Genomic DNA, 23919 nt, shown 5'->3' with positions numbered 1-23919 from the left:
ATGGGGCCGGTCTCCCCCGTCGTTCTCCGCAGGGTGACACGGAGGCCGCGGGCGGGACGGGGCTTCGCGCGTCAGCTCAGCAGCGTCGGTGTCGCCGCGGCGAGGACGGTCGCGATCCGGTTCCAGGTCTCCTCGTCGCGCGGGACCGGGGGCAGGAGCGCGCCCGCCCCCGTGCCCCATGCCGTGGCCAGGGCGACGGGGTCGGAGCCGGTGACGGCGCTCGCGGCGAGGGCCGCGGCGCCGAGGGCGACGAGTTCGTCGGCGGCGGGGACGAGCAGGGGGCGCCCGGAGAGTCGCCGGACGGTTTCCGTCCAGGCCCGGCCGCGCGCGCCGCCGCCGATGAGGCGCAGCGGGCGGTCCCGGACGCCGGGGGCGGCCGGGTCGAGGCCGCAGGCGGCGAGGAGTTCGTCGAGGGCGCGCAGCACGGTGAAGGCCGCGCCCTCGTAGGCGGCGGCGAGGACGGCCCGGGGGTCGGTGCCGTGCCGGAGGCCGGTGACGAGACCGGCCGCGTGCGGGAGGTCGGGGGTGCGTTCGCCGTCGAGGTACGGGAGGACGACGACGGCGCCGCCGGGCGCGGCGTCCTCGCGGTCGAGGCCGAGGAGGGTGGCGAACCGGTCCACGGCGAGCGTGCAGTTGAGGGTGCAGCCGAGCGGGAGGTACGTGCCGTCGGTGGCGGCGAAGCCGGCGAGGCCGGGGGCGGCGGGGCGGGCGCGGGTCGCGGCGAAGACGGTGCCGGAGGTGCCGAGGCTGACGACGGGGTGGTCGAGCAGGCCCGCGCCGCCGAGCCCGAGTCCGACGGCGGCGGCCATGTTGTCGCCGGTTCCGGCGGCGACGGCGACCGTGCGGGGCAGGCCGAGCGCCTCGGCGGCGGCCGGGGTGAGGGTGCCGACTCGGGTGGCGCCGGAGGGGGCGACGGCCGGCAGCAGGGCCGGGTCCAGGCCGATGAGGTCGAGGACGTCGGGGTCGTAGGCGCCGGTGGCGGTGCCGTACCAGCAGGTGCCGGAGGCGTCCCCGGGGTCGGTGACGGCGGTTCCGGAGAGGCGCTCGGTGAGGTGGTCGTGCGGGAGGCGGATGCCGGCCGTCGCCTCGGCGTGGTGCGGCTCGTGCTCGCGCAGCCACTGCCATTTGGCGGCCGTCACGGAGGCGACGGGGACCGATCCGGTCCGGTCCTGCCAGGAGGCGGGGCCGCCGAGGCGGGTGGCGAGGGCGGCCGCCTGGGGCGCGGAGCGGGTGTCGTTCCAGAGCAGCGCGGGGCGGAGGGGGCGGCCGTCGGGGCCGAGGGCGACGAGGCCGTGCTGTTGCCCGGCGACGGCGATGCCGGTGACGGAGGCCGCCGGGACGCCCGCCTCCCGCACCGCCGCGCGGACGGCCGCCGCGAGGGCGGTCCACCACTCCTCGGGGTCGCTCTCGCGCGCCCCGGCGGAGCCGGTGACGGCGTGCGGGGCGCGGCCGAGGGCGAGGAGCTCGCCGGTGTCGGCGTCGACGGCGGCGGCCTTGGCGGACTGCGTGGAGCTGTCCACGCCGATCACGACGGAGCGGCTCGCGGGCATGTCCGTACCTCGTCTCTCTGCTCGTCGGGGCTGGCGCCGGACGGCTCCGTCCCGTATTAGTTATCTCAGAAAACAAATCCGGTCGCCAGTAGCAGGGAGACGCCATGACCAACTTCTCGCCCACCCCCGAGGACCGTTTCACCTTCGGCCTGTGGACCGTCGGCTGGCAGGGCCGCGACCCCTTCGGCGAGGCGACCCGCCCCGCCCTCGACCCCGTGGAGGCCGTCGAGCGGCTCGCCGCCCTCGGCGCGTACGGCGTCACCTTCCACGACGACGACCTGATCCCCTTCGGGACGCCGGACACCGAGCGCGACGCGATCGTCAAGCGCTTCCGGGGCGCCCTGGACCGCACCGGGCTCGCGGTGCCCATGGCGACCACGAACCTCTTCGCCCACCCCGTCTTCAAGGACGGCGCCTTCACCGCCAACGACCGGGACGTACGCCGGTTCGCGCTGCGCAAGACCCTCCGCAACATCGACCTGGCCGTCGAGCTCGGCGCCACCACCTACGTCGCCTGGGGCGGCCGGGAGGGTGCCGAGTCCGGAGCCGCGAAGGACGTCCGGGTCGCGCTCGACCGCATGAAGGAGGCCTTCGACCTGCTCGGCCAGTACGTCACCGAGCAGGGCTACGACCTGCGCTTCGCGATCGAGCCCAAGCCGAACGAGCCGCGCGGAGACATCCTGCTGCCCACGATCGGACACGCCCTCGCCTTCATCGAGCGCCTGGAGCGCCCCGAGCTCGTCGGCGTGAACCCGGAGACCGGCCACGAGCAGATGGCCGGACTCAACTTCCCGCACGGCATCGCGCAGGCGCTGTGGGCGGGCAAGCTGTTCCACATCGATCTGAACGGCCAGTCGGGCATCAAGTACGACCAGGACTTCCGCTTCGGGGCGGGGGATCTGCGGCAGGCGTTCTGGCTGGTGGACCTGCTGGAGACGGCCGGTTACACGGGCCCGCGCCACTTCGACTTCAAGCCGGTCCGCACCGACGGCTTCGACGGGGTGTGGGAGTCCGCGAAGAACTGCATGCGGAACTACCTGGTCCTCAAGGACCGCGCGGCGGCCTTCCGCGCCGACCCGGACGTCGTGGCGGCGCTCGCCGCCTCCCGGCTGCCCGAGCTCGCCGTCCCCACGGCCGCCGACGGCCTCGCCGCGCTGCTGGCCGACCCCACGGCGTACGAGACGTTCGACCCGGACGCGGCCGCGGAGCGCTCGATGGCCTTCGAGCACCTGGACCAGCTGGCCCTGGAGCACCTGCTCGGCGTGCGCTGAGCCGTCCGCCGGGCGGCCCTGCGACACTACGTACCGCAGGGCGACGGCGCCGTTCGGGACAGGGCCGCCACCCGGTCCCGACCGTCCCCGAGGAACCAGTGATGCGTGTCGCCCTCTTCGTCACCTGCGTCAACGACGCCCTCTTCCCGTCGACGGGCGTGGCCACCGTCCGGCTCCTCGAACGGCTCGGCGTGGCGGTCGACTTCCCGGCGGCCCAGTCCTGCTGCGGGCAGCCGCAGTTCAACACGGGCTACCGCACGGAGGCCGCACCGCTCGTACGGCGCACGGTGCGGGCCTTCGCGGGCCACGACCACGTGGTGACCCCGTCGGGTTCGTGCGCGGCGATGGTACGGCGCCACTACGGGAAGTTCGGAGCGGAGGCGGCGGACCTGGCGCCGCGCGTGTACGAGCTGACGGAGTTCCTGGTGGACGTGCTCGGCGTGACGGACGTGGGCGCGTACTTCCCGCACCGGGTGACGTACCACCCGTCCTGTCACGGCCTGCGGCTCCTCGGGCTCGGGGAGCGGCCGCGACGGCTCCTGGAGGCGGTGAAGGGCCTGGAGCTCGTGGAGCTGCCGGGCGCGGAGGAGTGCTGCGGCTTCGGCGGCACGTTCGCGGTGAAGAACCCGGACGTCTCGGCGGCGATGGGGGCCGACAAGATCACGAACGCCCTGTCCACGGGCGCGGAGGTCCTGTGCGGCGCGGACAACTCCTGTCTGCTGCACGTGGGCGGCATGCTGAGGCGCCGGGAGGCGCCGCTGCGGGCGCTGCACCTGGCGGAGATCCTGGCGAGCACGGAAGAGGAGCCCTGGCGGTGAGTGGAACCTTCGTCGGCATGCCCGCTTTCCCGGAAGCGGCACGGGAGGCCGTGGGCGACACGACCCTGCGCGCCAACCTGCGGCACGCGACCCGCACCATCCGGGACAAGCGGGCGCGGGCGGTGGCCGAATTGGACGACTGGGCCGCGCTCCGCGAGGCCGGCAAGCGGATCAAGGACGAGACGCTCCGGCACCTCGACGCGCACCTCCTCCGGCTGGAGGAGTCGGTGACGGCGGCGGGCGGCACGGTGCACTGGGCGGCGGACGCGGCCGAGGCCAACCGGATCGTCACGGACCTGGTGAAGGCCACCGGCGAGACGGAGGTGGTCAAGGTCAAGTCCATGGCCACCCAGGAGATCGGGCTCAACGAGCACCTGGAGGCCGAGGGGATCCGGGCCTACGAGACCGATCTCGCCGAACTGATCGTCCAGCTCGGCGAGGACCGCCCCTCACACATCCTGGTCCCGGCGATCCACCGCAACCGCGGCGAGATCCGCGACGTCTTCCGCGAGAAGATGGGAAGCTGGGGCCGCCCGGCGCCGGAGGGGCTGAGCGACACCCCGGCCGAACTGGCGGAGGCGGCCCGGCTGCACCTGCGGGAGAAGTTCCTGCGGGCCAAGGTCGGGATCTCCGGGGCGAACTTCATGGTCGCCGAGACCGGCACCCTCGTCGTCGTCGAGTCCGAGGGCAACGGCCGCATGTGCCTGACCCTGCCCGAGACCCTCGTCTCGGTCGTGGGCATCGAGAAGGTGGTGCCGACCTGGCGGGACCTGGAGGTCTTCCTCCAGACGCTCCCCCGCTCCTCGACGGCCGAACGGATGAACCCGTACACGAGCATGTGGACCGGCACCACCGACGGCGACGGGCCGAGCGCCTTCCACCTGGTCCTCCTCGACAACGGCCGCACCGACGCCCTCGCCGACGAGGTGGGGCGGCAGGCACTGCGCTGCATCCGCTGCTCGGCCTGTCTCAACGTCTGCCCGGTGTACGAGCGGGCCGGCGGTCACGCGTACGGCTCGGTCTACCCCGGCCCGATCGGCGCGATCCTCACCCCGCAGCTGCGGGGCACCGCGAGCGAGGTCGACGCCTCGCTGCCGTACGCCTCCTCGCTGTGCGGCGCCTGCTACGAGGTGTGCCCGGTCGCCATCGACATCCCCGAGGTGCTCGTGCACCTGCGGGAGAAGGTGGCCGACCAGGGCGGGAAGGGCCACCGCCTGGAGAAGGCCGCGATCAAGGCCTCCACGTGGGTCCTGGACCACCCCGGCGCGCTCGGCGCCGGGGAGCGCCTCGCGTCCGCCACCCGCAAACTGCACCCGAAGAGGCTGCCCGGCCCGGGCGTCGGCCCGTGGTCGGAGAGCCGCGACCTGCCCGGACTGCCCGCCGAACCGTTCCGCGACTGGTGGAGGAAGAACCGCACGTGACCGAGCCGCCCGTACGGAACCCCCCGGGGGAGAACCGCACATGACCGACCTGCCCGTACGGAAGCACGCGAGGGAGAACCGCACGTGACCGACTCCCGCGCGCGCGTCCTCGCCCGCATCCGCACCGCCGTCGCGGACGCCCCCGGAGCCGTGCCCGTCGCCCGCGACTACCGGACCGCCCACGCACCGGACGACCCGGCCCGGCTCCTCGACCTGCTCCACGAGAACCTCGCCGACTACCGGGCCCACGTCCACCGCACGACGCCCGACGGCGTCGCCGGGCTCGTCGCGCGGCTCCTCGCGGAGCGCGGGGCGCGCAGCGTCGTCGTGCCGCCCGGGCTGCCCGAGGAGTGGCTCGCCACCGCCGAGGCCGTGCGGCGGTCCGACGAGCCGCGGCTGACCCCGTACGAACTGGACGGCGCGGACGCCGTGGTGACGGGGTGCGCGGTGGCGATCGCCGAGACCGGCACGATCGTCCTGGACGGCGGTGCGGGCCAGGGTCGCCGGGCGCTGACGCTCGTCCCCGATCTGCACCTCTGCGTCGTGCGGGCCCCGGAGCAGGTGGTGGCCTCGGTGCCGCTCGCGCTCCCCCGGCTCGATCCGGGGCGTCCGCTGACCTGGATCTCCGGGCCGTCCGCGACGAGCGACATCGAACTGGACCGGGTGGAGGGCGTGCACGGGCCGCGCACCCTGGAGGTCCTCCTGGTGACGAGCGGCTGACACCCGGAAGCGTCCTCCGCGGCCGCACCCGCTGATGCCGTGTCAGCGGCGCCCGCACGTCCCGCGCGTGCGTGTGCTCGACCTGACCGCCGCCGGCGGCCGTCCCTGCACCGCCCGTCAGTGCCCCTGCGGGCCCGCCGTCCCCTCCGCGCCCCGCGGGGTCGCGTCCGCCGTCGGACTCGTGTCGTCCGCCGCGCCGGACCCCGCGATGCGTCCGTCGCGCAGTTCCACGACCCGGTCGGCGAGTTCGATCAGGTTGGGGTCATGGGTGGCGACGAGGATGGTGACCGACTGGCTGCGTACCACCGCGCGCAACAGTTCCATGATCAATCGGCCGGTTTCCGAGTCGAGCTGGCCCGTGGGTTCGTCCGCGATGATCAGGTCGGGGTCGTTGGCCAGGGCGCGGGCCACCGCCACGCGCTGTTGCTGGCCGCCGGAGAGTTCGCCGGGGCGCTGGTCGGCGTGGTCCGCGAGGCCGACCAGGGCGAGCAGGGTCCGGGCGCGTTCCTCGCGCTCCTTGGCCGGCACGCGGCGCAGTCGCATCGGTACGCCCACGTTCTCGGCGGCGGTGAGGACGGGGATGAGGCCGAAGGACTGGAAGACGAAGCCGATGCGGTCGCGGCGCAGGGCGAGCAGGCCCGGCTCGTCGAGGGCCGCCAGGTCGGTGCCGCCGAGGGTGATCCGGCCGCCGGCGGGGGTGTCGAGACCGCCGACGAGGTTCAGCAGGGTGGTCTTGCCCGAGCCCGAGCGGCCCCTGAGGGCGGTGAGCGAGCCGCGGCGGACCTCGAAGGACACGCCGCGCAGGGCGTGGACGGCCCGCGGTCCGCTGCCGAAGCTGTGGTGCACGTCGTCGACCACCACGATCGGGGCGTCGCCGCCCTCCCGCGCCCGCGGTACCGCCGCTGGTTCCTGCTGGCCCCTCATCGCAACTCCCTTGTCGTGGCGCCCGCGTGGGCCGGTCCGGCCGGCGTCCCGCACGCTGCCGCCGCAGCCTCGTGTCAGATTTACTCATCTTCAACATCAGGCACTCAAGCCTCTTTCCTCTGCGGCTCGAAGCTGACAGCATCGTCCGGTATCCGGTAAGGGTGTCCGCCAACAGACCACGTCGTGCGGGAATGTGCGCGCCGGAGCAGTCAGTGGCCGCAGGTCGTGGGCCCCCGGGGGGCGACACTCGCGAGTCATGCGCACGACCTGTCGGCGGACGCTCCAGGGAAGGAACTGAAACACGTGCTCGGCTTCGTCGTTCGCCGACTGCGCGGGCGATGGCCCCTCGCTCTCTCCGTGCTGCTCACCGTACTGATCACCGCGACCTCGCTGACCGCGCTGGCGGCATTCACCCGTGGTGTGGGGGAGGAAGGGCTCCGTCGGGCCCTGACCGGACCGGAACGGACCCGGACCACCGTCGTGATCACCAGCGGCCGTCCCGCCTCCTTGCGCGCCGAGGACGACGAGTCCGTCCGGGCCTTCGCCGACGAGGTGTTCGGGCGGCTTCCGGTGACCTTCCAGAGCGTGGCCCGCAGCCGGTCGTACGGACTGCCCGGCGCCGCCGCTCCGGGCCGCGACGCCGACTTGACCCTACTCGCCGCACTCGCGCGGGAGCACGTGGAACTGCTCGCCGGTACGTGGCCCGGGCCGGTCCCCGCCGGGGCCGGCACCCCGACGGCGCCGGTGCAGGTGGCCGTACCGCGCGCGGCGCTCACCCGGCTCGGCCTGGCGGAAACCGCGCTGCCCGCACCGGTCCGCCTCGACGACCGCTTCGGCGGTCCTCCCCTGACCGTGCTGATCACCGGCGTGTACCGGGCCGCTGATCCAGACGCCGGGTACTGGCAGCTCGACCCGCTCGGCGGCCGGGAGATCCAGTCCGACACCTTCGCCGTCTACGGCCCGCTGCTGGTGGACGACAGCGCCTTCACCGGGGGCGGCCTGCTGCAGGAATACCGCCTCACGCTGCTGACCCCGGACCTGCGCACGATCCGCACGTCCGAAGCCGGGTCCCTGCGGACCGCGACGGGCCCCGCGGCGGCCTCCCTCGAACGCACCGCCTCGCTGCGCGCCGCCACCGGGCTGCCGCAGTTCCTGTCCGAGCTGGACTCGGGCCTGGTCGTCGCCCGGTCCACCCTGGTGACGGGCGCGCTCCAGCTCGCCGTCCTGTCGGCCGCGGCGCTGTTCCTCGTCTCCCACATCCTGACGGCACGCCAGGAGCCGGAGCGTGTCCTGCTCACCGCGCGCGGCGCCTCCCGCCGCCGGCTCGGCGCGCTCACCGCGGCCGAGTCCCTGCTGCTCGCCCTGCCCGCGGCCGTCCTGGCACCGCTGCTCGCACCGCCCCTGCTCCACCTGTTCGGCCGGTTCGGACCGCTCGGCCGGGTCCGCCTGGAGGTACCGGACACCTGGCTGGTCTGGCCGGTCGCGGCCGGCTGCGCGCTGGCGTGCGTCCTGCTGACGGCCCTGCCCTCCCTCCTGCGCGGCGCCTCGGCCGCCGTGCTGCGCCGCGCGGGCAGCAGACAGGACCTGGTGACGGGTGCTGCCCGCTCCGGCGTGGACCTGGCCGTGCTGCTCCTCGCCGTGCTCGGCTACCAGCAACTGTCGCAGCACTCGGGTGCGGACTTCCCCGCGCCCGGCGCGTCGACCGACGGCGGACTCGGCGTGGACCCGGTCCTGGTGCTCGCCCCGCCGCTGGCCCTGTGCGGGGGCACGCTGCTGGTCCTGCGGCTGCTTCCGTTCGCCGCACGGGCCGCGGGACGGCTGGCGGCGCGCGGCCGGGGCCTGGCCCCGGCCCTGTTCGGCTGGCAGCTCGCCCGAAGGCCCGGCCGGGCCACCGGGCCCGTGCTGCTGCTCGTCCTCGCCGTCTCGAGCGGGGTCCTGGCTCTCGGCCAGCACACCGCCTGGTCCGCCTCCCAGCGCGACCAGGCCGACTTCGCGACCGCGGGCGGCCTCCGGATCTCCGGGAGCAGCATGTCCCCGATGGGGCAGGGCGGACGCTACGGGGCGCTGCCGGGCGGGGACCGCCTGAACCCGGTGGTCCGCCGGGAGCAGAGGCTGCCGGACGGAACCGCCGTCGACCTCCTCGCGCTGGACGCCGCCAAGGTCGACGAACGGGTGCCGCTGCGCGCGGACCTGCGCGGCGGCCGCAGGATGCGGGAGCTGTTCGCCCCGCTCGCCGCGGGTGGCCCGGCCTCCCCGGCGGCGACCGGCACCACCGGCCCAGCGGGAGCGTCCCCCGCCCGGGCCTCCGGTCTCGCCCTGCCCGGATCCCCCCGCCGGATCGACCTCGACGTGACGGTACGGTCCACCGGTACGGACCGGGCGGCCGTGAGCCTGCTGCTGCGCGACCGGTTCGGGGCGACCCACGAAACGCCGTCGGTCACCCTGCCCGGCCACGGCGACGCCACGCTTCCGTTCGCTCTGGACACCCTGACCGGTGCCCCGATCGGGTCGGCGGCCGTCCCGCTGACGCTGGCGGGCATCCGCCTCTCGTACGCCGGGAACGGCGGACCCGCGGGGGACGGCGCCGAACTGACCGTGCGCCGGATCACCGTCTCCGACGCCGCGGACGGCGGCGCCGTGCCCGTCACCGCGCCCGGCACGGGCGGCTGGCGGTCGGCTCCCCCACAAGGGCGGCCCTCCCTCCAGGCCCCCGCGCTGTCCCCGGTCCCGGCCGGTTCCACCGACGTACTGCGGCTGCGCTACTGGGGCGGGCCCGGCACCGAAAGGGGTGCCGGCGCCATGCTGTTCCCGGCGCCCGCCACGCCACTGCCCGCCGCGGTTCCGGCGGTCGCCACCACCGGCTACCTGCGGTCGATCGGTGCTTCGGTGGGCGAGACGGTCCGCGTCGCGCTGGGCGGTGCGAACGTCCCGGTGCGGATCACCGCCGCCGTGGACGCCCTCCCCGTGGCCGGACGGACGGCGCTCGCCGTCGACCTGCGCACGGTCGGCCGGTTCCTGGTCGAGTCCTCCGGCCAGCAGCCGGATCCGCCCACCGAGTGGTGGCTGCCCGCCGCCTCGGCCGCGGACCCGGTCCCGGCCCGCGCCGCGGCCGAGCTGCGCGAAGGGAGCGGGACCGAACGCGTCCAACTGCGTGAGGAGACCACCGCGCGCCTGCTGGACGACCCACTGAGCGCCGGCCCCCAGAGCGTGCTGGTCGCCCTCGCCGCCGCGTGCGCGGTCCTGGCGGCCATCGGCTTCGCGACCTCCGTCGCCGCCGAACGGCGCGTGCGCGGACGGGAATCCTCGATCCTGGTGGCGCTCGGCGCATCGCGCCGGTCGCTGGCCCGGGCTTCCGCCGCCGAGGGCGGGGTGCTGATCGCCATCGGGACCGCGGTCGGGACCGGGCTCGGTGTCGCCCTCGTCCACCTGATGGCGCCCCTGGTCGTGCTGACCCCCGCCGCCGGACGGCCGTTCCCGCCCGTGCGGGTGGACATGCCGTTCGGGCAGACCCTGCTGACGGCCGCCGCCGTCGCCGCCGTTCCCCTGCTGACGGCCGTCGCCGTCGTTCCCCTGCTGACGGCCGTGTCCAGCGGCCCCCGAGGCCGCGATGTCGCCGCCCGGCTGCGCACCGTGGAGGAGATGTGACCACCCGGCCGCCGTCCGCCGCCCCGCCGCCCCGCCCCGCCCCGCGGCCCGCGCCGTGGGTCAGGACCCGGCTGCGGGCGGCACCCCTGGCAACGGTGCTGGGCGCCGCGCTGGCGTTCCTCGCCGTCCTGCTGGCCGCCGCGCTGCCGCGGGTCCAGGACCGGAGCGCCGATCAGGCCCTGCGGTCCTTCCTGCACGGCAGCGGGCCGAGGAACACGAGCCTGCTGGCCACCGCGCCGGCCCCCGAGTCCGGCCAGGACCCCCTGGTTCTCGACGCGACGCTGAACAGCATGCTCGCCCGTACGGGAGCCGCCTTCCACGTCGACCCGGCCACGGTGGTCCACGGCACGCGGACCACCGATCGGCAGTCGCTGACGAATCCGGAACTCTCCCGTCCGTCCGGCTTCCCGCCCAGGATGTCCCTGCTGTACGTCCGGCAGGCAGAGGCGCACGTGAAACTGGTGGAGGGGCGTTGGCCGAGCGCCACGCCCGCCGCCGCCGGCGCGCCCGCGAGAGCCTCCCGGGGCGCCGCCGGGACGCCGCCGCTGCAGGTCGCCCTCTCCCAGCGCGCGGCCCGGACCCTCGGCGCCCGCCTGGGATCCGTCCTCCGGAGCAGGCCCATCTCCGACGACACGCCGTCCGTGGAGGTCGTCGGCCTCTTCGCCGTCCCCGACGAGACCGACGACTTCTGGGTGGACCTGGAATGCCTCGCCCACGCCTGCGCGCACTACAACGGCGAGAACCTCTCCTGGGACGTCGACGCCTTCGTCGGCGCCGGGGACCTGGAGCGGCTGGACACCTGGGGCCACAGCACCGAGGACTTCTGGCGGCTCCCGGTGGACGTCGATCGCCTGCGGGCCGACCGGCTCGACGCCACGGCCGAGGCCGTCGCCTCGTACGTCGACGGCCCCACCGCCGCCGCGCTCGTCCAGGAAACCGGCCGCGAGTGGCTGCACATCGCCTCCTGGCTCCCCGAGCTCTTCAAGGAGGCCCACGTCCGCCGGCAGGCCGCCGCACCGCTCACCGCGATCGGACCCGCCGGGGTCGGTGCCGTCGCCTTCGTCGTCCTGTGCCTCGCCGGCGCGCTCGCCACGGACCGCCGGAAGGCCGAACTGCGGCTCCTGCTGGCGCGTGGCGGCTCGCGCACCGCGATCGTCGGCCGGCTCCTCGGGGAAAGCGCCGTCACGGTGCTCCCGGCAGCCGCTGCCGCCACCGCGCTCGGCGTACTGCTGTTCCCCACGCCCCGGCTCGCGCCCGCGCTGATCTCGGCCGCGGCCGTCGCACTGCTCGCGCTGCTGGCCTTCCCGGTACGAGCGGCCGTGCTGCTGTCCCCGCGGCGCCCGGCCGGACGGTGGCGCAGGCCCGTGGCCGAGCTGCTCGTCCTCGTCACCACGGCCGCCGCGGTGCTGGAGGTCCGCCGCCGCGGGATCGCCCCGGCCGGAAGCGACCTGGACCCGCTGCTGGTCGCGGCCCCGCTGCTGCTCGCGCTGTGCGCGGGGCTGCTGCTGGCCCGGCTCCAGCCGGTGGTGACCGGGTGGCTCGCGGCGGCGGCCGCCCGCCGCTCCGGGCTGGTCGGCTTCCTGGGGCTGGCACGGGCCGCACGCGGCTCCGGGGCCCGGGACGCCGGGCCGCACGCCGACGGCCGGACGGGTCCCTCCGTCCTGCCGATGGTCGCGCTCCTCCTCGCCGTCACCACCGGCGGATTCGGGGCGGCCGTCCTGGACTCGGTGGACTCGACCCGGCTCGGCGTCGCACGGCTGGCGGTGGGCGGCGACGCCGCGATCACGGCATACGGGGACATGCCGCTCCCGGACGGGCTCGCGAAGGCCGCGGGCGAACTTCCGGGCACGCGGACGTCCGTGCCGCTGTGGATCGACGACTCCTCCGTCCTGGGCACCTCCCGTGACTCCGCCCAGATCACCGTGGTCATCGCCGAACCGGCCGCGTACGCGCGGCTGTCCCGTGCCCTGGGCTGCGGCTCCTTCGACCCCGCCGTGCTGGCCGGAGGCGGCGCGCGGCCCCCCGGCGCCCCGGTGCCCGCGCTGTTCAGCGCCGGCCTGGCGCGACAGGCCGGCCCAGACACGTACGCGCTGCGGACCGGCAACGGCGAAGAGCTGCGGGTCCGGGTCGCCGGCGTGACCGATTGCACCCCGGTCCTGCCGACTCCCGGCGCCGCGACCGTCGTCCTGCCGGCGGACCCCGCGACGACCCTCATCGACGGCGCCGACCGGCCGAACCGGTGGTACGGCCTCGGTTCCGCCGACGGCGACCGGCTGCGCGCGCTGGTCCGGGCCGCGCGCCCGGCCGCGTCGGCCTCCCCGGCCCCGGCGCCCGCCGCGGGTCAGGACCCGGCCGCCCCGAGCGACCCGGCTGACGGCCTGTACCTCGTGCGCACCGCTGCCGAGACGGTCGCCGAGCTGGGCGCCGATCCGCTCCAGCGGTCGGCACAGCGCCTCTTCTGGGCCTCCGTGGCCGCAGCAGCCGGCTTCGCGCTGCTGGCCGTCCTGCTGACGCTGATGCGGGCCGTCCCCGAACGCACGGCGCTGCTGGCACGGCTGCGCACCATGGGGCTGCGCCGCCGACAGGGCGTGGCACTGATCCTCTCCGAGTCCCTGCCGCAGACCCTGGCCGCGGCGCTGGGCGGAGCCCTGGCGGCGACGGCCGCGGTGGCGTTGCTGGGACCGGCGATGGACCTGTCCACGCTGGTCGGCGCGAAGGTGCCGACCGGCATACGGCTCACGGCGGGGCCCGTACTGACCCAGGCCCTGGGCCTGGCCGCCCTGGTGGCCGCGGCCGTGCTCGTCGAGGCGGCGACATCCGGGCGACGGCAGATCACCACCGAGTTGAGAGCGGGAGACCAGAGTTGACCACCGACCAGCCGACGTACGAGGAGCTGCGCCGCCGGGCGATGGCCGCCGCGGAGCCCCGCGTCCGGGCGACGGACGCCGCGATCGCCTGCGATCGCCTGGTCCGGATCTTCAACGCGGACGGCATCGAGGTGCAGGCGCTCCAGGGGCTGGAGCTGACGGTCGACCAGGGCGACCTGGTGGCCCTCGTGGGCGCCTCGGGCAGCGGCAAGTCCACCCTCATGAACATCCTGGCGGGCCTGGACGTCCCGACGGCGGGCAGCGCGACGGTCGCCGGCCACGACCTGCTGGAACTGTCGGCGCGGGACCGGCTGCGCTACCGGCGCGAAGCGGTCGGGTTCGTCTTCCAGCAGACGGCCCGCAACCTGCTGCCGTTCCTCACGGCCGCCCAGAACGTCGCCCTGCCCATGCAGTTGCGGGGAGGCGGTGGCTTCCGGCGCGGCGCGGCCGCACGGCGCTCCGCCCGGGTCGCGGAGACCCTGGAGGCCCTGGGCATCGGCGATCTGGCCCACCGGCGCCCGGCGGAACTGTCCGGCGGCCAGCAGCAGCGCGTCGCGATCGCCGTGGCGATGGCGAACCGGCCCGAAGTGCTGCTGGCCGACGAACCGACGGGCGAACTGGACTCGGAGACGGCCGCGTCGGTCTTCGAGACCTTCCGCACGGTGAACAAGGAACTCGGCGTGACGGTGGTCATCGTGACGCACGACCCCATGGTGGCGGGCGAGGTCCGCCGCACAGTGGCGATCCGCGACGGCCGGACCAGCAGCGAGGTCCTGCGCCGCGTGGTCACCGACGAACACGGCGAGGAATCGGTCAGCGAACGCGAATACGTCGTCCTGGACCGTTCCGGGCGCGTCCAGCTCCCCCCGAAGTTCTTGGCGGCCCTGGGCATGGAGCACCGCGTGGCGGTCGACCTGGCCCCGGACCACATCGAGCTGAGGCCGGACCGGAGCTAGGGGGTGTCTTCCGGACGTGCCGCCCACCGCCGGGGCCGCCACCGCGCCCCCGGCCCGGCCGCGGGCCCGGACGCGGGCCCGGCCGCAGGCCCGGACGCCGGGTCCGTCGCCGCTCGACGGCCGGCGCCCGGTCAGCTCCGCCAGGCGGGCACGTCCGGCAGCGGGCCGGGCGGGTCGGGGGTGAGGCCGTGTCCGTCCGCGCGGCCGGTCAGCCAGCCCAGGAGAGCCGCCGCCGGCCCCGTCACCCGGGGCCCGCGCCCGTCGCCGACCGGACGCAGCACCCGGTCCTCGTCCGCGATCAGCACCATGCCGGGCACGTCGTCACGTTCCCGCAGCCCGGCCGTCGTGGTCGCGAGTTCGCGGGCGACGAAGAACGGGGGCCAGTCCACGGGCCGGTGCCCGCGTCCCAGGTCGGTGTGGTGCACCTCCACCTCACGCAGCAGGCTGCCGACGGCGCCCCGCACGGGGCGCATCCCCCCGCCCAGCCAGCGCACCGGCACCTCCCACGCCGCCTCCGGGTGCCCGGCGGCGGCCGTCAGGAACCCGCCCAGCGCACCGCGCAGGTCCGCTGCCAGCTCGGCGGCCGACCGTCCGGCGCCCTCTTCGATCTCCCGCTCCCGGTGCGCCTCGTCGTCGTACTGCGCGAGGTCCGCGCCCGTGCGGGCGGCGGTCAGCAGCCGGGTGCGCGAGTCGGCGCTGCGGGCGACGTGGGTGAGCACGTGCGCGCGGCTCCAGCCGGGCAGCAGCGAGGGGGCCCGCACCTCGTCGTCCGACAGGGCCGCCGCCGAGGCGTGCAACCGTTCCGCGGACGTGCGCAGCAAGGGCAGCAGGGCGGCGGGCGCCGCACTTCCGTCGTACGTCAAGGCATGTCTCCGTCCGGTGTCCGCGCGTCTCTGAACCCGTTCCCCGGAAACGAGCCCGCACCCCGCCGAACGACGCGCAGCGGGGTGCGGGCGGACGGCGACGCCGTCCGGGCGTGATCCGGAAGAGACGCCCGGGGGCGTCCGGTTGCTTCGGGGCGGGGCGGCGTCGGGTCGACTCGCGGCGGACGAGTTCCGTCGGCAGGACGACCGTCGCCGGGCCCCCGCCCGCCCCGGGGCCCCTTCACCTCCCGGGGCGGCCCGGCCCGCTCCGGCACTCCCGGGCTCAGGTCCCGTCCGCCCAGACGCCGTCCCGCATGATGCGCCGCCCCACGATCTCGGGCTCCTCGATCCAGGCCTCCACGGCGACCGGCCTGACCCGGAACCAGACGTAGGCGGGGCCGGACTTCCTCGGGTCCCATCCCGACTTCGCGGCGAAGGCCTCGATCACCGCCACCGGTACGTCGTCGCTCGGGTGGGTCGTGACCCCGCCGTCCACGAGGACCACGTCCCGGGTGTCTCCGAGCGCGAGCCGGGTACGGCCTCCGGCGGCGAGGTTCCGCCCGGTGGGGTTGGTCCGCCGGGTGCACAGCCAGACGTGCTCGCCGTCCCAGAGGAAGGTCAGCGGCACGAGGTGGGGCCGCCCGTCTCCGTCGGCCGAGGCCACCCAGACGTCCATCTCCTTCTCCAGGCGCGCCAGCACGTCCCTCTTCCGCCGCGCGGTGTCGCGCGGCGTCCCCTCGTTCTCGGTCATGGGGGCGACCCTACTCGGCCGGTGGGCAGGTCCGAACGCCCGTCAGGGCGTCCAGTGGGGCGCCGAAGGGCCTCGCAGAAGAAGTGCGGGTCCCCGACGAGGGGGCGGTGCCCCGACGATCCGGGGCGTGACGGCGGCACGGCCCTCAGGGACGGCTCGGGCGGTGGTGGCGTTCTCGCCCATGGGTCCGGCGCGGGGCGGTGACAGGCCGGTGGCCGTCCGTCGTGCCGTGGCCTCCGGCGCCCCGGTCCTCACGGGCGGAGGAGGGGGAACTCGGCCCGGGCCCAGAGCTCCCGGGGTGCGGTGGGCACGTCGTGCGCGTCGCACTCGTCCGTCCGCCACACCTTCGACTGCCCCCGGACGGCGTCGTACGGCGGCCACCCCGGGTCCCCGTCGGCGGCGAAGCCGGCCCAGGCGGCCACCATCCGGCGGGCCAGGTCGTGGTCGGCGGCGGTGGGGGCGCCGCCGATGAGGAAGGTCACGCACTCCTTGTCGACGTTGCCGAAGGCGAAGGGGACGTCCGCGCAGTGCCAGGCCCGTACGACCCCGTGCGGGCCGGTGCGCCGCCGGTCGAAGAGGGACCGGAACACCCGGCCGCCGCCCCGGGCGTGCTGTTCGACGAGGCGGTGGGCGTACTCCCCGAAGAGGAGGTCGCCGAAGACGGCCAGGTAGACGTCGAGCACGGGGGCGTCGGGCAGCGCGGTGCGATAGCCCTCCAGCAGTCCGTCGGGGAGCCCGAAGTCCTCGACGAACCGGGCGAGCCGCTCCTCTGTGGTGACCTTGGCGCTGCTGCCGACGGCGTCCAGAAGCCGGTACTCCTCCGTGGTGTGGCAGACCAGGAGGTCCACGTCCCGGCCCGCACCGGCGGCCAGGCCCGTGAGGGGGTCGACGGGCAGGACGTCCCCGTCGAGGACGGGGGCGTAGAGGGAGGGGTCGTAGTGGCGGGATCCGGAGGCCGGGTCGCGCCGGTACTCCTCGACGATCCGGTCGGAGGCGGCGAGCAGCGCCTCCGGAGCAACGGAGGCCAGGCCTTCGGGGGTGGCCGGGCAGCCGGCTGCGGCGGCCACCTCGCGCGTGGTCGCGGCGGCGACGTCCAGGGGGTGGTGGAGGGCGGCGGGGCTGTGGGCGACGGCGCGGTGGAACAGGCCGCGGGCCCGGTCCATCACCATGAGGCAGGCGATCGACGCGGCCCCCGCGGAGTGGCCGGCGACCGTGACGTTGCCGGGGTCACCGCCGAACGCGGCGATGTTCTCCCGCACCCAGCACAGGGCGGCGACCTGGTCGAGCAGCCCCCGGTTGTCGGGGAGGACGACCCCGCCCGCGGGCGGTACGTGTCCGAACCCCTCGAAGCCGACCCGGTAGTTGAGGGTGACCACGACCAGGCCCGCACGGGCCAGGGTCTCGCCGTCGAGGTCGGGCTGCGCCGAGGAGCCGAAGGCGTAGGCGCCGCCGTGGATCCAGACGAGGACGGGCAGGGAGCCGCCGCCCGGGGACGGGGTCCAGACGTTGACGGTGAGGACGTCCTCGTCGCCGGGCGACCACACGGGAGATCCCGGCAGCTCCGCCGACTGCGGGGCGACGGGGCCGAAGGCCGTGCAGTCCCGCACTCCGGTCCACGCCTCGGCCGGGGCGGGCTCCCGGAACCGGCGGCTCCCGAACGGCGGTGCGGCGTAGGGGATTCCGAGTACGGCGACGATGTCGTCGGACGCCCGGAAACCCCGTACCGCACCGCTGGTGGTCCTGAAGATGTCCATGGGCCCAGCTTGCCCTCGCGTCCCTGACGGCACCAACACCGAGATCATCGCGATTCACCCGCCGTCGGTGTCAATGCCGGGACCAGGGCGCGGTGTTCGGACCGTCGTCAGGGGACGGGGCGGACGGCCTGGGGGGCGTGGCCGCCGGCCTGGTCGGCGAACTCGCTGTCGACGCGGACGACGTCGTGGTCGCACGAGGGGAGGGCGGGGCCGGCCGCCCTCGGAGGTGAAGGGGCCGGCGACGACAAGGACGGTCCTGCCCCGGGCAGGGTGAACTCGCCGGTGCCCGGTCTCCGCCGTGGCAGGGCGTCTTCATGGCGCGGGCCTCGTGCCGCGTCAGGCAACGTTCGCCCTGTTGACGACCTCGCGTAGCCGTTCGTCGGCGGCGTGCTTGTTCCGCCCGATGATGTAGCGGCGGATCATGCCGCCCTGCTCTTTGTGGCTGGCGTGGTCGGTGCCGTCCAAGGCGAAGTAGCGTAGGGCGGTGAACTGGGCCTCGATGCGGTTCAGCCAGGAGCTGTTGGTCGGCGTGTAGGCAAGCTCGACGTTGTTGGCTGCGGCCCGATCGCCGCCCCGGCTGTCCTTCTTCGTGGTCAGGTGCGGCGAGAAGTTGTCGAGCACGATCGCGATGCGGATCTTCGGCGGGTGGAGACTGCGCAGATAGCGGCAGAACTCCAGGAACCGCGTCCGGTTCTTCTTCGGCTTGATGTGACCGTAGAGCTTGTCCTTGCCCAGGTCGTAGGCGGCGAACAGGCGCCTGACCCCGTGCGGGCGGGTGCAGGTTCGCACGCCTGCGGGGGCGGGGTTCACGCTCGGAGTCCTTGCGCTTCCCGCCGCGCTCGGCCCATTGCCGCCCGGGGTGGGGCTGGAGGTTCAGCGGTCCGAACTCGTCCAGGCATAAGACGACTTCAGGTTCGCCGTCCTCGGGTATGACCTCGCCGTCGGCAATCGCGTAGAGGTGCTCGACGCGGGCCTTCTTGGCTTCGTAGTCGGGATCACGGGAGGTCTTCCAGGTCTTTATGCATGGAAACGAGACGCCCTCCTCGCGGAGCAGGACCCGAAGGCCCCCGTGGCTGATGTCGTCGACCACCCCCTCGGCGACCAGGAAGTCGGCCGGCTCGGCCAGGCTCCAGGTCGAAAACGGCAGACCATGCTCGGTCGGCCTGGACTTGACGATCTTCTTGATCTCCCGGCGCTCCGGAATGCTGAAGGTCCTCGGTCGACCGCCCTTGTACTTCGGGTAGAGCGAGTCGAAGCCGTCGGCGTTGAAGGTGTGGATCACGTCCCGGACCCGGTCCGGGCCGGTGAACGTCACCTCGGCGATCTTTGCCACGGGCATGTCCTGCGCTGACAACAGCACGATCTCTGCCCGCCGCCAGGTCATCACCGAACCGGTGCCTCTACGGATGATCCGCAGCAGGCGCTGCCCCTCGTCGCCATCGATCTCGCGGACGCGTACCCGCTCCGCCATCCGCACATGATCTCGTTCAATGCACGATCATGCGGGCGTCCCAGGCGGTGCGTAGTGGCGCAAGTAGTCACGCACCTGAGGCTCGAGTCCGGACAGGTCATTGCCGTTCAGGGCATGCCAGAGACGGTTCTCGATCCAGAACCGATGGGCGAACTCCTCGAACGAAGGTGCACACCAGAGGATCGCGGCCCTTTGCTCCTCCGGATCGTCGAGATCGGTCTCCGTCTCTTCCCCATCGAGCCGTGCCTCGTACTCGTATTCGTAGTCGAGATAGGAGTGCACCACGAACGCCTCACCCGAAGGACGGAGGTAGAGGTACCAGATGACGCAGTCCTGTTGATCGCGCAGGAATCGCACGAGGAAAGCGCCAGGCTCGACCGGACTGGGCAGGGGCTCTGAGATATTGGTCCAGCAGCCGGTCATCGAGACCTCGTCCAGCGAGTAGTGCAGCTTCGAGTCCGCCTGGAAGGTGACGAAGTCCCGAGGCAGCGTCAAGCCCTTGGCCGCAGCGTTCTCTGCCAAGCGATCGAGCGCCGTGACCTGTTCGGGAACAGGTTCGCCGGCACCACCGAGCCATTGAAAGGCGCCCGTGAACTCGGTGGAGTCGAGAGGTGGCAGGCTCTCGTAGGGGTAGCGCTCATAGGTGTAGCGGCAGGGTCGGTATTCACCCAGGTCGGTGGCACACCGAGCGGCGTCGAAGCCGACCGAGGACAAGTCAGACCCTGATCGTTCACCAGGCATCGGCCCCCCTATTGATCACCGTGAGCGGAGTTGTTGGCGCCAGCATCGCACTGCCTACTGACACTCCCTGCAACGAGTGGGGCAGGCCGGCTCTCCCTGGTGAGGGCGAACGTTGCCTGATGCGGCACTCGGTGCCGGCGGGCCGGCGGTCGGCCCGTCACCGACGGCGGTCCCGCCGGCCGACCGCCGACGGGACCGCCCCGCGGACCGGACCCCCTCCGCCGCACGGGCGGGAGGGGGTCGGTCCGCGGGGCGCGGGCGCACCGCCCTCAGCTCAGCCGGGTGTCCGCGTAGACGTTCATCGCCTGCTGCTGGTACTCCGCGAGACCGACCGCGATCCTGTCGAAGTTCTCGCGGAAGCGCGGGTCCTCGGCGTAGGTCCGGGCCAGCCCCCGGTACGCCTCGGCGTTCGGGGTCCAGAAGCGGCTGACGCCCGCGTGGTGGGCCTCCACCTCGGCCTGGACCGCCGGGTCGTCGACCGGCGTGCCGGCGGCCATGTGCTCGGCGAAGCGGATCATCTGGGCGGTGGCCTCGCGCTGCCACTGCTCGGTGGTCTCGGGGGTCATCCCCTCGACGACCTGCCGGGTCCGCTCGTACGCCTCCGGCCACCGCTCCCGCGCCTCGGCCTCGATGCCGGGGTCGGGCTGGAAGCCCTCGAAGAGGTTCTCGGGGCGGTTGACGCTCACCATGTCCTGGTCCTCGCTTTCCTCGAGTTCGGCGATGGTGCGGGCGACCGTACGGGCCAGGGTGCCGAGCCGGTCCTGCTCCGCGAGCAGCCGGGCGTGGTGCTCGCGCAGGACGGTCACGCGGTCGGCCCCGCTGTCCAGGACGTCCCGGATCTCGCGCAGGCCGAGGTCCAGCTCCCGCATGAGCAGGATCTGCTGGAGGCGCAGCAGCTGGGGCTCCTCGTAGTGCCGGTGCCCGTCGCTCGCGGTCCACGCGGGCGCCAGCAGGCCGATCTCGTCGTAGTGCCGCAGCGTCCGGGAGGTCACCCCGGACATCCGGGCCACATCAGCGATCGACCAGGCCATGACGGTGTCCTTTCCTCGCCGGGGGCCGGTGTCTCCGGCCCCGTACGAAGACCGTAGGAGTTGCCGCTGCGTCAACCGCAAGTCGCTCAGGACCCGCCCCGGGGACCGAAGCCGCCCCGGAGGGTGGTGCGGCCGCCGTCGGAACCGGTGAGGAGGACGGTGTACGTGTCGGCCGAGGCGTCCCGTACGCCCTCGGCGTGGTCGTACGGGGCGGCGAAGGCGTGGGGGCCGGGCGGCACCGTACGCCCCCGTCCGAGGGTCCACCGGTGGACCGGGGCGCGGGACTCCTCGGTCACCGTGACGGTGAAGTCCTCGGCGGGCCGGGTGCGCCAGTGGCCGGTGCTCGCGACGCCGGGGGTGCGGGCGGCCCTCGGCGGCGGCTCGACGGGCCGTCCGGGCGGGTCGTGAGGACGCCGGTGCCCGGGGCGGGGCGCGCTCGCCCGTGCCCCGTGCGGGCACCGTCCCGCGGGGGCGGCGGGCGTCCCCCTCGCGGGACACGACCGGGGGCGGCCCAGGGGCACTCCCCCGCGGCCCGTTGCCCACCCGTCCGGTGCCGACGCCCGGATCTCCTCCCGTGAACGTGCGGAGAGGTCCGGCGGATGCTCGAATGGGATCAGGACTGCCTCCGGTCGCGTTCGCCGAAATGCGGCACGCACGGGGGTGGGTTCGGTCAGGCCCTCACCAACCGCGTCTGGAGTGGTCATGAGCGACGAATTCGAGGACATGGGGCCGGTGGACTTCCTGGTCATCGAGTTTCCCGGCAATCGCATGACGGGCAAGGGGCTGCCTATGCTCCTCGATCTGGTCGACAGGGGCATCGTCCGCATTCTCGACCTCGTGTTCGTCCGGAAGGACGCCGACGGCAGTGTCGTCGGCATGGAACTCCGGGATCTCGACGCCGACGGCGAGTTGGACCTGTCCGTGTTCGAGGGTTCCTCATCCGGGCTCCTCGGACAGGACGACCTCGACGAGGCGGGGGCGGCCCTCGAGCCGGGCAATTCCGCCGGCATCCTCGTCTACGAGAACCTCTGGGCCGCCCCCCTCGCGCGGGAACTGCGCCGCGGCGGCGCGCAGCTCGTGGCCGGCGGGCGCATCCCCGTGCAGGCCCTGCTGGCCTCGCTGGAGGCCGGGGAGTCGGCGGGCGACACCGCCGCCGCCTGACACCGGCGGACGGTCGTCACCGGGCGACCGGACCGGGGAGGGAGCCTCGGGGCGCGAAGGCCCCCGGACGGCCACCCCGCAGCCGGACGGCCGTCCCCGGACGGCCGAGAGAGCCGATCCATTCGAACGCGGCCAAGGAGGACCGACATGCCAGGACTTCTTCGAGGTGTGGCGCGCACCGCGGTGGTGGCCGGGACGGCGACCGCCGTCTCCAACCGGGTCTCGCGGCGCCAGGCGGGCCGATGGGCCCAGCAGGACGTGGCGGCGACCGAACAGTACGCACCGCCACCGGCCGCCGCGCCCGCGCCTCCCGTGCAGGGCGACGACATGAGCGGCAAGATCGCTCAGCTCAAGGAACTCGGGCAGCTGAAGGAACAGGGCATCCTGACCGAGGAGGAGTTCGCGGCTCAGAAGAGCAGGCTCCTCGCCTCCTGACCGCCGACGCCGGGTCCGGCCCTCGTCCCGGCGGCTCATGCCCGCCGGGACGAGGGCCGGTTCTCCCGCGCGGCCGGCCGCTCGCCGAAGGCGGGGATGCGGGGGCCCTGCGGCAGGAGCTCGGTGACGACGAAGGACAGGACGGCGGCCAGCACCACCAGGGCCACCGTCTCGACGTTGCCCAGCAGGAGGACGACCAGGATCACACTGGTCACGGGCAGCCGCAGGGCCGCGGCCACCGAGGCCGCCATGCCGACCGCCATCGCCGGCACCAGCCCCAGGCCCGGCAGCGGGGCCAGCAGGACTCCGGTCGCCCCGCCCAGGCACAGGGCGGGGAAGACGGGGCCGCCGCGGAGGCTGCCCAGACACAGCACGTACGCCAGTCCCTTGAAGGCCAGCACCGCGACGAGGGCGCCCACCGACCACGCGTGGGGATCCTGTGCCAGGTCGGACAGCGTGGCCTCGCCGGACAGGGCCGCCTCCGCCGGCGAGCGACCGGTGGTGACGGCGTAGAGCGTGACGCAGACCGCCGCGCCCGTCGCGCAGAGAACGGTGTTCCGTACGATCCGGCTCGCCACGAAGCGTGCCGCGAACCGGCCGCCCACGAGCGTCCAGTGGACGGCGAACGCGACGGCGGGCGCCACCACGAGCACCCACAGCACGTCCGCCACGTCGAGCGGGGGCGGCTCGGGCAGGCCGATGTCCAGGCTCCCCGTCTCCAGTCCCGTCCAGTGGACGAACCCGGTGAAGACCAACGCTCCCACGCCGCTGGACAGCAGGGCCGGCAGCATCACCGCGAACAGCTGTGGTCCGCCGACCCCGGCCACCTCCATGAGCAGCACGGCGCCGACCACCGGGTTCCCGAAGAGCGCGGAAACGGCTGCCGCCGCTCCGGCGGCGCCGAGCAGCGCCGTGCTCGCTTGCGTCTGCGGTGCCCGGGCCAGGCCTGCGAAGAACAGCGCCAGCCCTCCTCCGAGGGCGATCAGCGGCGCCTCGGGGCCCAGTACGGCGCCCAGCGGAAGACCGACCATCGCGGCGAGGACGACACCGGGCAGGGCCCCCTTCGAGGCATCGCCCGAATGCAGCCCGCCGGCCGGAACGTGCCCGCCCCGGCCGGGAAGGCGTGCGACCACCAGACCGACGACGAGGCCGGCGACCGGCAGCAGTGCGAGCCCCCACCACCAAGGAGCCTGCTTCCAGCCCAGGTCCCTGGGCCAGTCCGTCCAGATGAGCTGTTCGAGCTGGTGCAGCGCCGCGAGGAACCAGAAGGCGAGGAGCGCCACCGGAACGCCGATCAGCCCGGAGAACACCAGTCCCTTGCGGTACTCGGGTCGCCGCAGCATGGTCCGCAGCAGGTCGGCTTCCTGAGGCTGGCTTCCCGGAGCGTCCGTCGAGCGGGGCTGCGGTGGGGTTCCGGCGATGGGGTCCTCCTCGGCTCGGCACCACCCCAGGAGGCCAGGCCGGTGGGGCACGGGTGGTGAGGGCGACGCATATGCGGGCGTACATACCGTGTGGGCGGCACGGTTATGCCTGTGCGCGT

At 74.4% G+C, this 23919-nt stretch carries 19 protein-coding genes and 1 pseudogene; 9 read left to right on the top strand and 11 right to left on the bottom strand.

Annotated elements, in window-relative coordinates:
• Positions 1 to 71: 71 nt before the first annotated feature.
• Complete coding sequence (xylB, locus tag IE180_RS20780) at positions 72 to 1550, bottom strand: xylulokinase (protein WP_190158416.1); 1479 nt, start codon at positions 1548 to 1550, stop codon at positions 72 to 74.
• Positions 1551 to 1654: 104 nt separating this feature from the next.
• Between xylB and xylA the strand changes: the two genes are divergently transcribed.
• From xylA to IE180_RS20760, 4 genes are all read left to right on the top strand, one after another.
• Entirely contained in the window at positions 1655 to 2821 is a 1167-nt protein-coding gene (xylA, locus tag IE180_RS20775) for a xylose isomerase (RefSeq protein ID WP_190158415.1), read from the top strand.
• Between the two features lie 101 nt (positions 2822 to 2922).
• Positions 2923 to 3639, top strand: coding sequence for a (Fe-S)-binding protein (locus tag IE180_RS20770; RefSeq protein ID WP_190158414.1), 717 nt, complete (start codon positions 2923 to 2925; stop codon positions 3637 to 3639).
• Positions 3636 to 5060, top strand: a complete 1425-nt coding sequence (locus tag IE180_RS20765) for a LutB/LldF family L-lactate oxidation iron-sulfur protein (RefSeq protein ID WP_190158413.1) — start codon at positions 3636 to 3638, stop codon at positions 5058 to 5060. The genes IE180_RS20770 and IE180_RS20765 overlap by 4 nt, the downstream gene beginning before the upstream one ends.
• An 84-nt stretch (positions 5061 to 5144) precedes the next feature.
• A complete protein-coding gene (locus IE180_RS20760; protein ID WP_190158412.1) occupies positions 5145 to 5780 on the top strand; it encodes a LutC/YkgG family protein in 636 nt (211 codons plus the stop codon).
• A 117-nt stretch (positions 5781 to 5897) separates the two neighbouring features.
• Here the strand turns inward: IE180_RS20760 and IE180_RS20755 are convergent, their stop codons facing one another.
• Positions 5898 to 6704 (bottom strand): ABC transporter ATP-binding protein, encoded by an 807-nt coding sequence (locus tag IE180_RS20755; RefSeq protein WP_190158411.1) that lies wholly within the window; start codon positions 6702 to 6704, stop codon positions 5898 to 5900.
• A gap of 357 nt (positions 6705 to 7061) precedes the next feature.
• Here IE180_RS20755 and IE180_RS20750 point away from each other — a divergent pair, with 357 nt between their 5' ends.
• From IE180_RS20750 to IE180_RS20740, 3 genes are read left to right on the top strand one after another with little or no spacing between them, the layout of a single operon-like run.
• Positions 7062 to 10349, top strand: coding sequence for an FtsX-like permease family protein (locus tag IE180_RS20750; RefSeq protein ID WP_190158410.1), 3288 nt, complete (start codon positions 7062 to 7064; stop codon positions 10347 to 10349).
• Complete coding sequence (locus IE180_RS20745; RefSeq protein ID WP_190158409.1) at positions 10346 to 13216, top strand: hypothetical protein; 2871 nt, start codon at positions 10346 to 10348, stop codon at positions 13214 to 13216. Before IE180_RS20750 ends, IE180_RS20745 begins: the two co-directional genes overlap by 4 nt.
• Positions 13213 to 14172, top strand: a complete 960-nt coding sequence (locus IE180_RS20740) for an ABC transporter ATP-binding protein (protein WP_229860685.1) — start codon at positions 13213 to 13215, stop codon at positions 14170 to 14172. The genes IE180_RS20745 and IE180_RS20740 overlap by 4 nt, the downstream gene beginning before the upstream one ends.
• Positions 14173 to 14303: 131 nt before the next feature.
• Here IE180_RS20740 and IE180_RS20735 read toward each other — a convergent pair whose 3' ends face one another.
• The 8 genes and pseudogenes from IE180_RS20735 to IE180_RS20700 form a co-directional block, all read right to left on the bottom strand.
• Positions 14304 to 15035 carry a maleylpyruvate isomerase family mycothiol-dependent enzyme gene (locus IE180_RS20735; protein WP_190158408.1) on the bottom strand — a complete coding sequence of 244 codons (732 nt, stop codon included), beginning with the start codon at positions 15033 to 15035 and terminating at the stop codon, positions 14304 to 14306.
• Between the two features lie 283 nt (positions 15036 to 15318).
• A complete protein-coding gene (locus tag IE180_RS20730; RefSeq protein ID WP_190158407.1) occupies positions 15319 to 15786 on the bottom strand; it encodes a pyridoxamine 5'-phosphate oxidase family protein in 468 nt (155 codons plus the stop codon).
• A gap of 251 nt (positions 15787 to 16037) precedes the next feature.
• Positions 16038 to 17540 carry a carboxylesterase/lipase family protein gene (locus tag IE180_RS20725; RefSeq protein WP_190158406.1) on the bottom strand — a complete coding sequence of 501 codons (1503 nt, stop codon included), beginning with the start codon at positions 17538 to 17540 and terminating at the stop codon, positions 16038 to 16040.
• Positions 17541 to 17647: 107 nt separating this feature from the next.
• Entirely contained in the window at positions 17648 to 17788 is a 141-nt protein-coding gene (locus IE180_RS20720; RefSeq protein ID WP_190158405.1) for a hypothetical protein, read from the bottom strand.
• A gap of 88 nt (positions 17789 to 17876) precedes the next feature.
• Positions 17877 to 19011, bottom strand: a pseudogene (locus IE180_RS37390) (IS630 family transposase).
• Between the two features lie 27 nt (positions 19012 to 19038).
• Positions 19039 to 19725: a hypothetical protein gene (locus tag IE180_RS20710; RefSeq protein ID WP_229860680.1), complete on the bottom strand. Its 687-nt coding sequence runs from the start codon at positions 19723 to 19725 to the stop codon at positions 19039 to 19041.
• Positions 19726 to 20021: 296 nt separating this feature from the next.
• Complete coding sequence (locus tag IE180_RS20705; RefSeq protein WP_190158403.1) at positions 20022 to 20783, bottom strand: MerR family transcriptional regulator; 762 nt, start codon at positions 20781 to 20783, stop codon at positions 20022 to 20024.
• Positions 20784 to 20869: 86 nt separating this feature from the next.
• Positions 20870 to 21079 carry a hypothetical protein gene (locus IE180_RS20700; protein ID WP_229860678.1) on the bottom strand — a complete coding sequence of 70 codons (210 nt, stop codon included), beginning with the start codon at positions 21077 to 21079 and terminating at the stop codon, positions 20870 to 20872.
• 406 nt (positions 21080 to 21485) lie between these two features.
• On the opposite strand from IE180_RS20700, the gene IE180_RS20695 reads away from it, so the two are divergent.
• Complete coding sequence (locus IE180_RS20695) at positions 21486 to 21944, top strand: DUF6325 family protein (RefSeq protein WP_190158402.1); 459 nt, start codon at positions 21486 to 21488, stop codon at positions 21942 to 21944.
• 147 nt (positions 21945 to 22091) lie between these two features.
• On the top strand, positions 22092 to 22379 hold the full coding sequence (locus IE180_RS20690; RefSeq protein ID WP_190158401.1) for an SHOCT domain-containing protein: 288 nt from the start codon (positions 22092 to 22094) through the stop codon (positions 22377 to 22379).
• Positions 22380 to 22414: 35 nt separating this feature from the next.
• Here the strand turns inward: IE180_RS20690 and IE180_RS20685 are convergent, their stop codons facing one another.
• Positions 22415 to 23722 carry a chloride channel protein gene (locus tag IE180_RS20685; RefSeq protein ID WP_190158400.1) on the bottom strand — a complete coding sequence of 436 codons (1308 nt, stop codon included), beginning with the start codon at positions 23720 to 23722 and terminating at the stop codon, positions 22415 to 22417.
• Positions 23723 to 23919 lie beyond the last annotated feature (197 nt).

Source organism: Streptomyces litmocidini, assembly GCF_014649755.1.
GTDB classification, from domain to species: domain Bacteria; phylum Actinomycetota; class Actinomycetes; order Streptomycetales; family Streptomycetaceae; genus Streptomyces; species Streptomyces litmocidini.
This window is presented reverse-complemented; position numbering and strand designations above follow the sequence as displayed.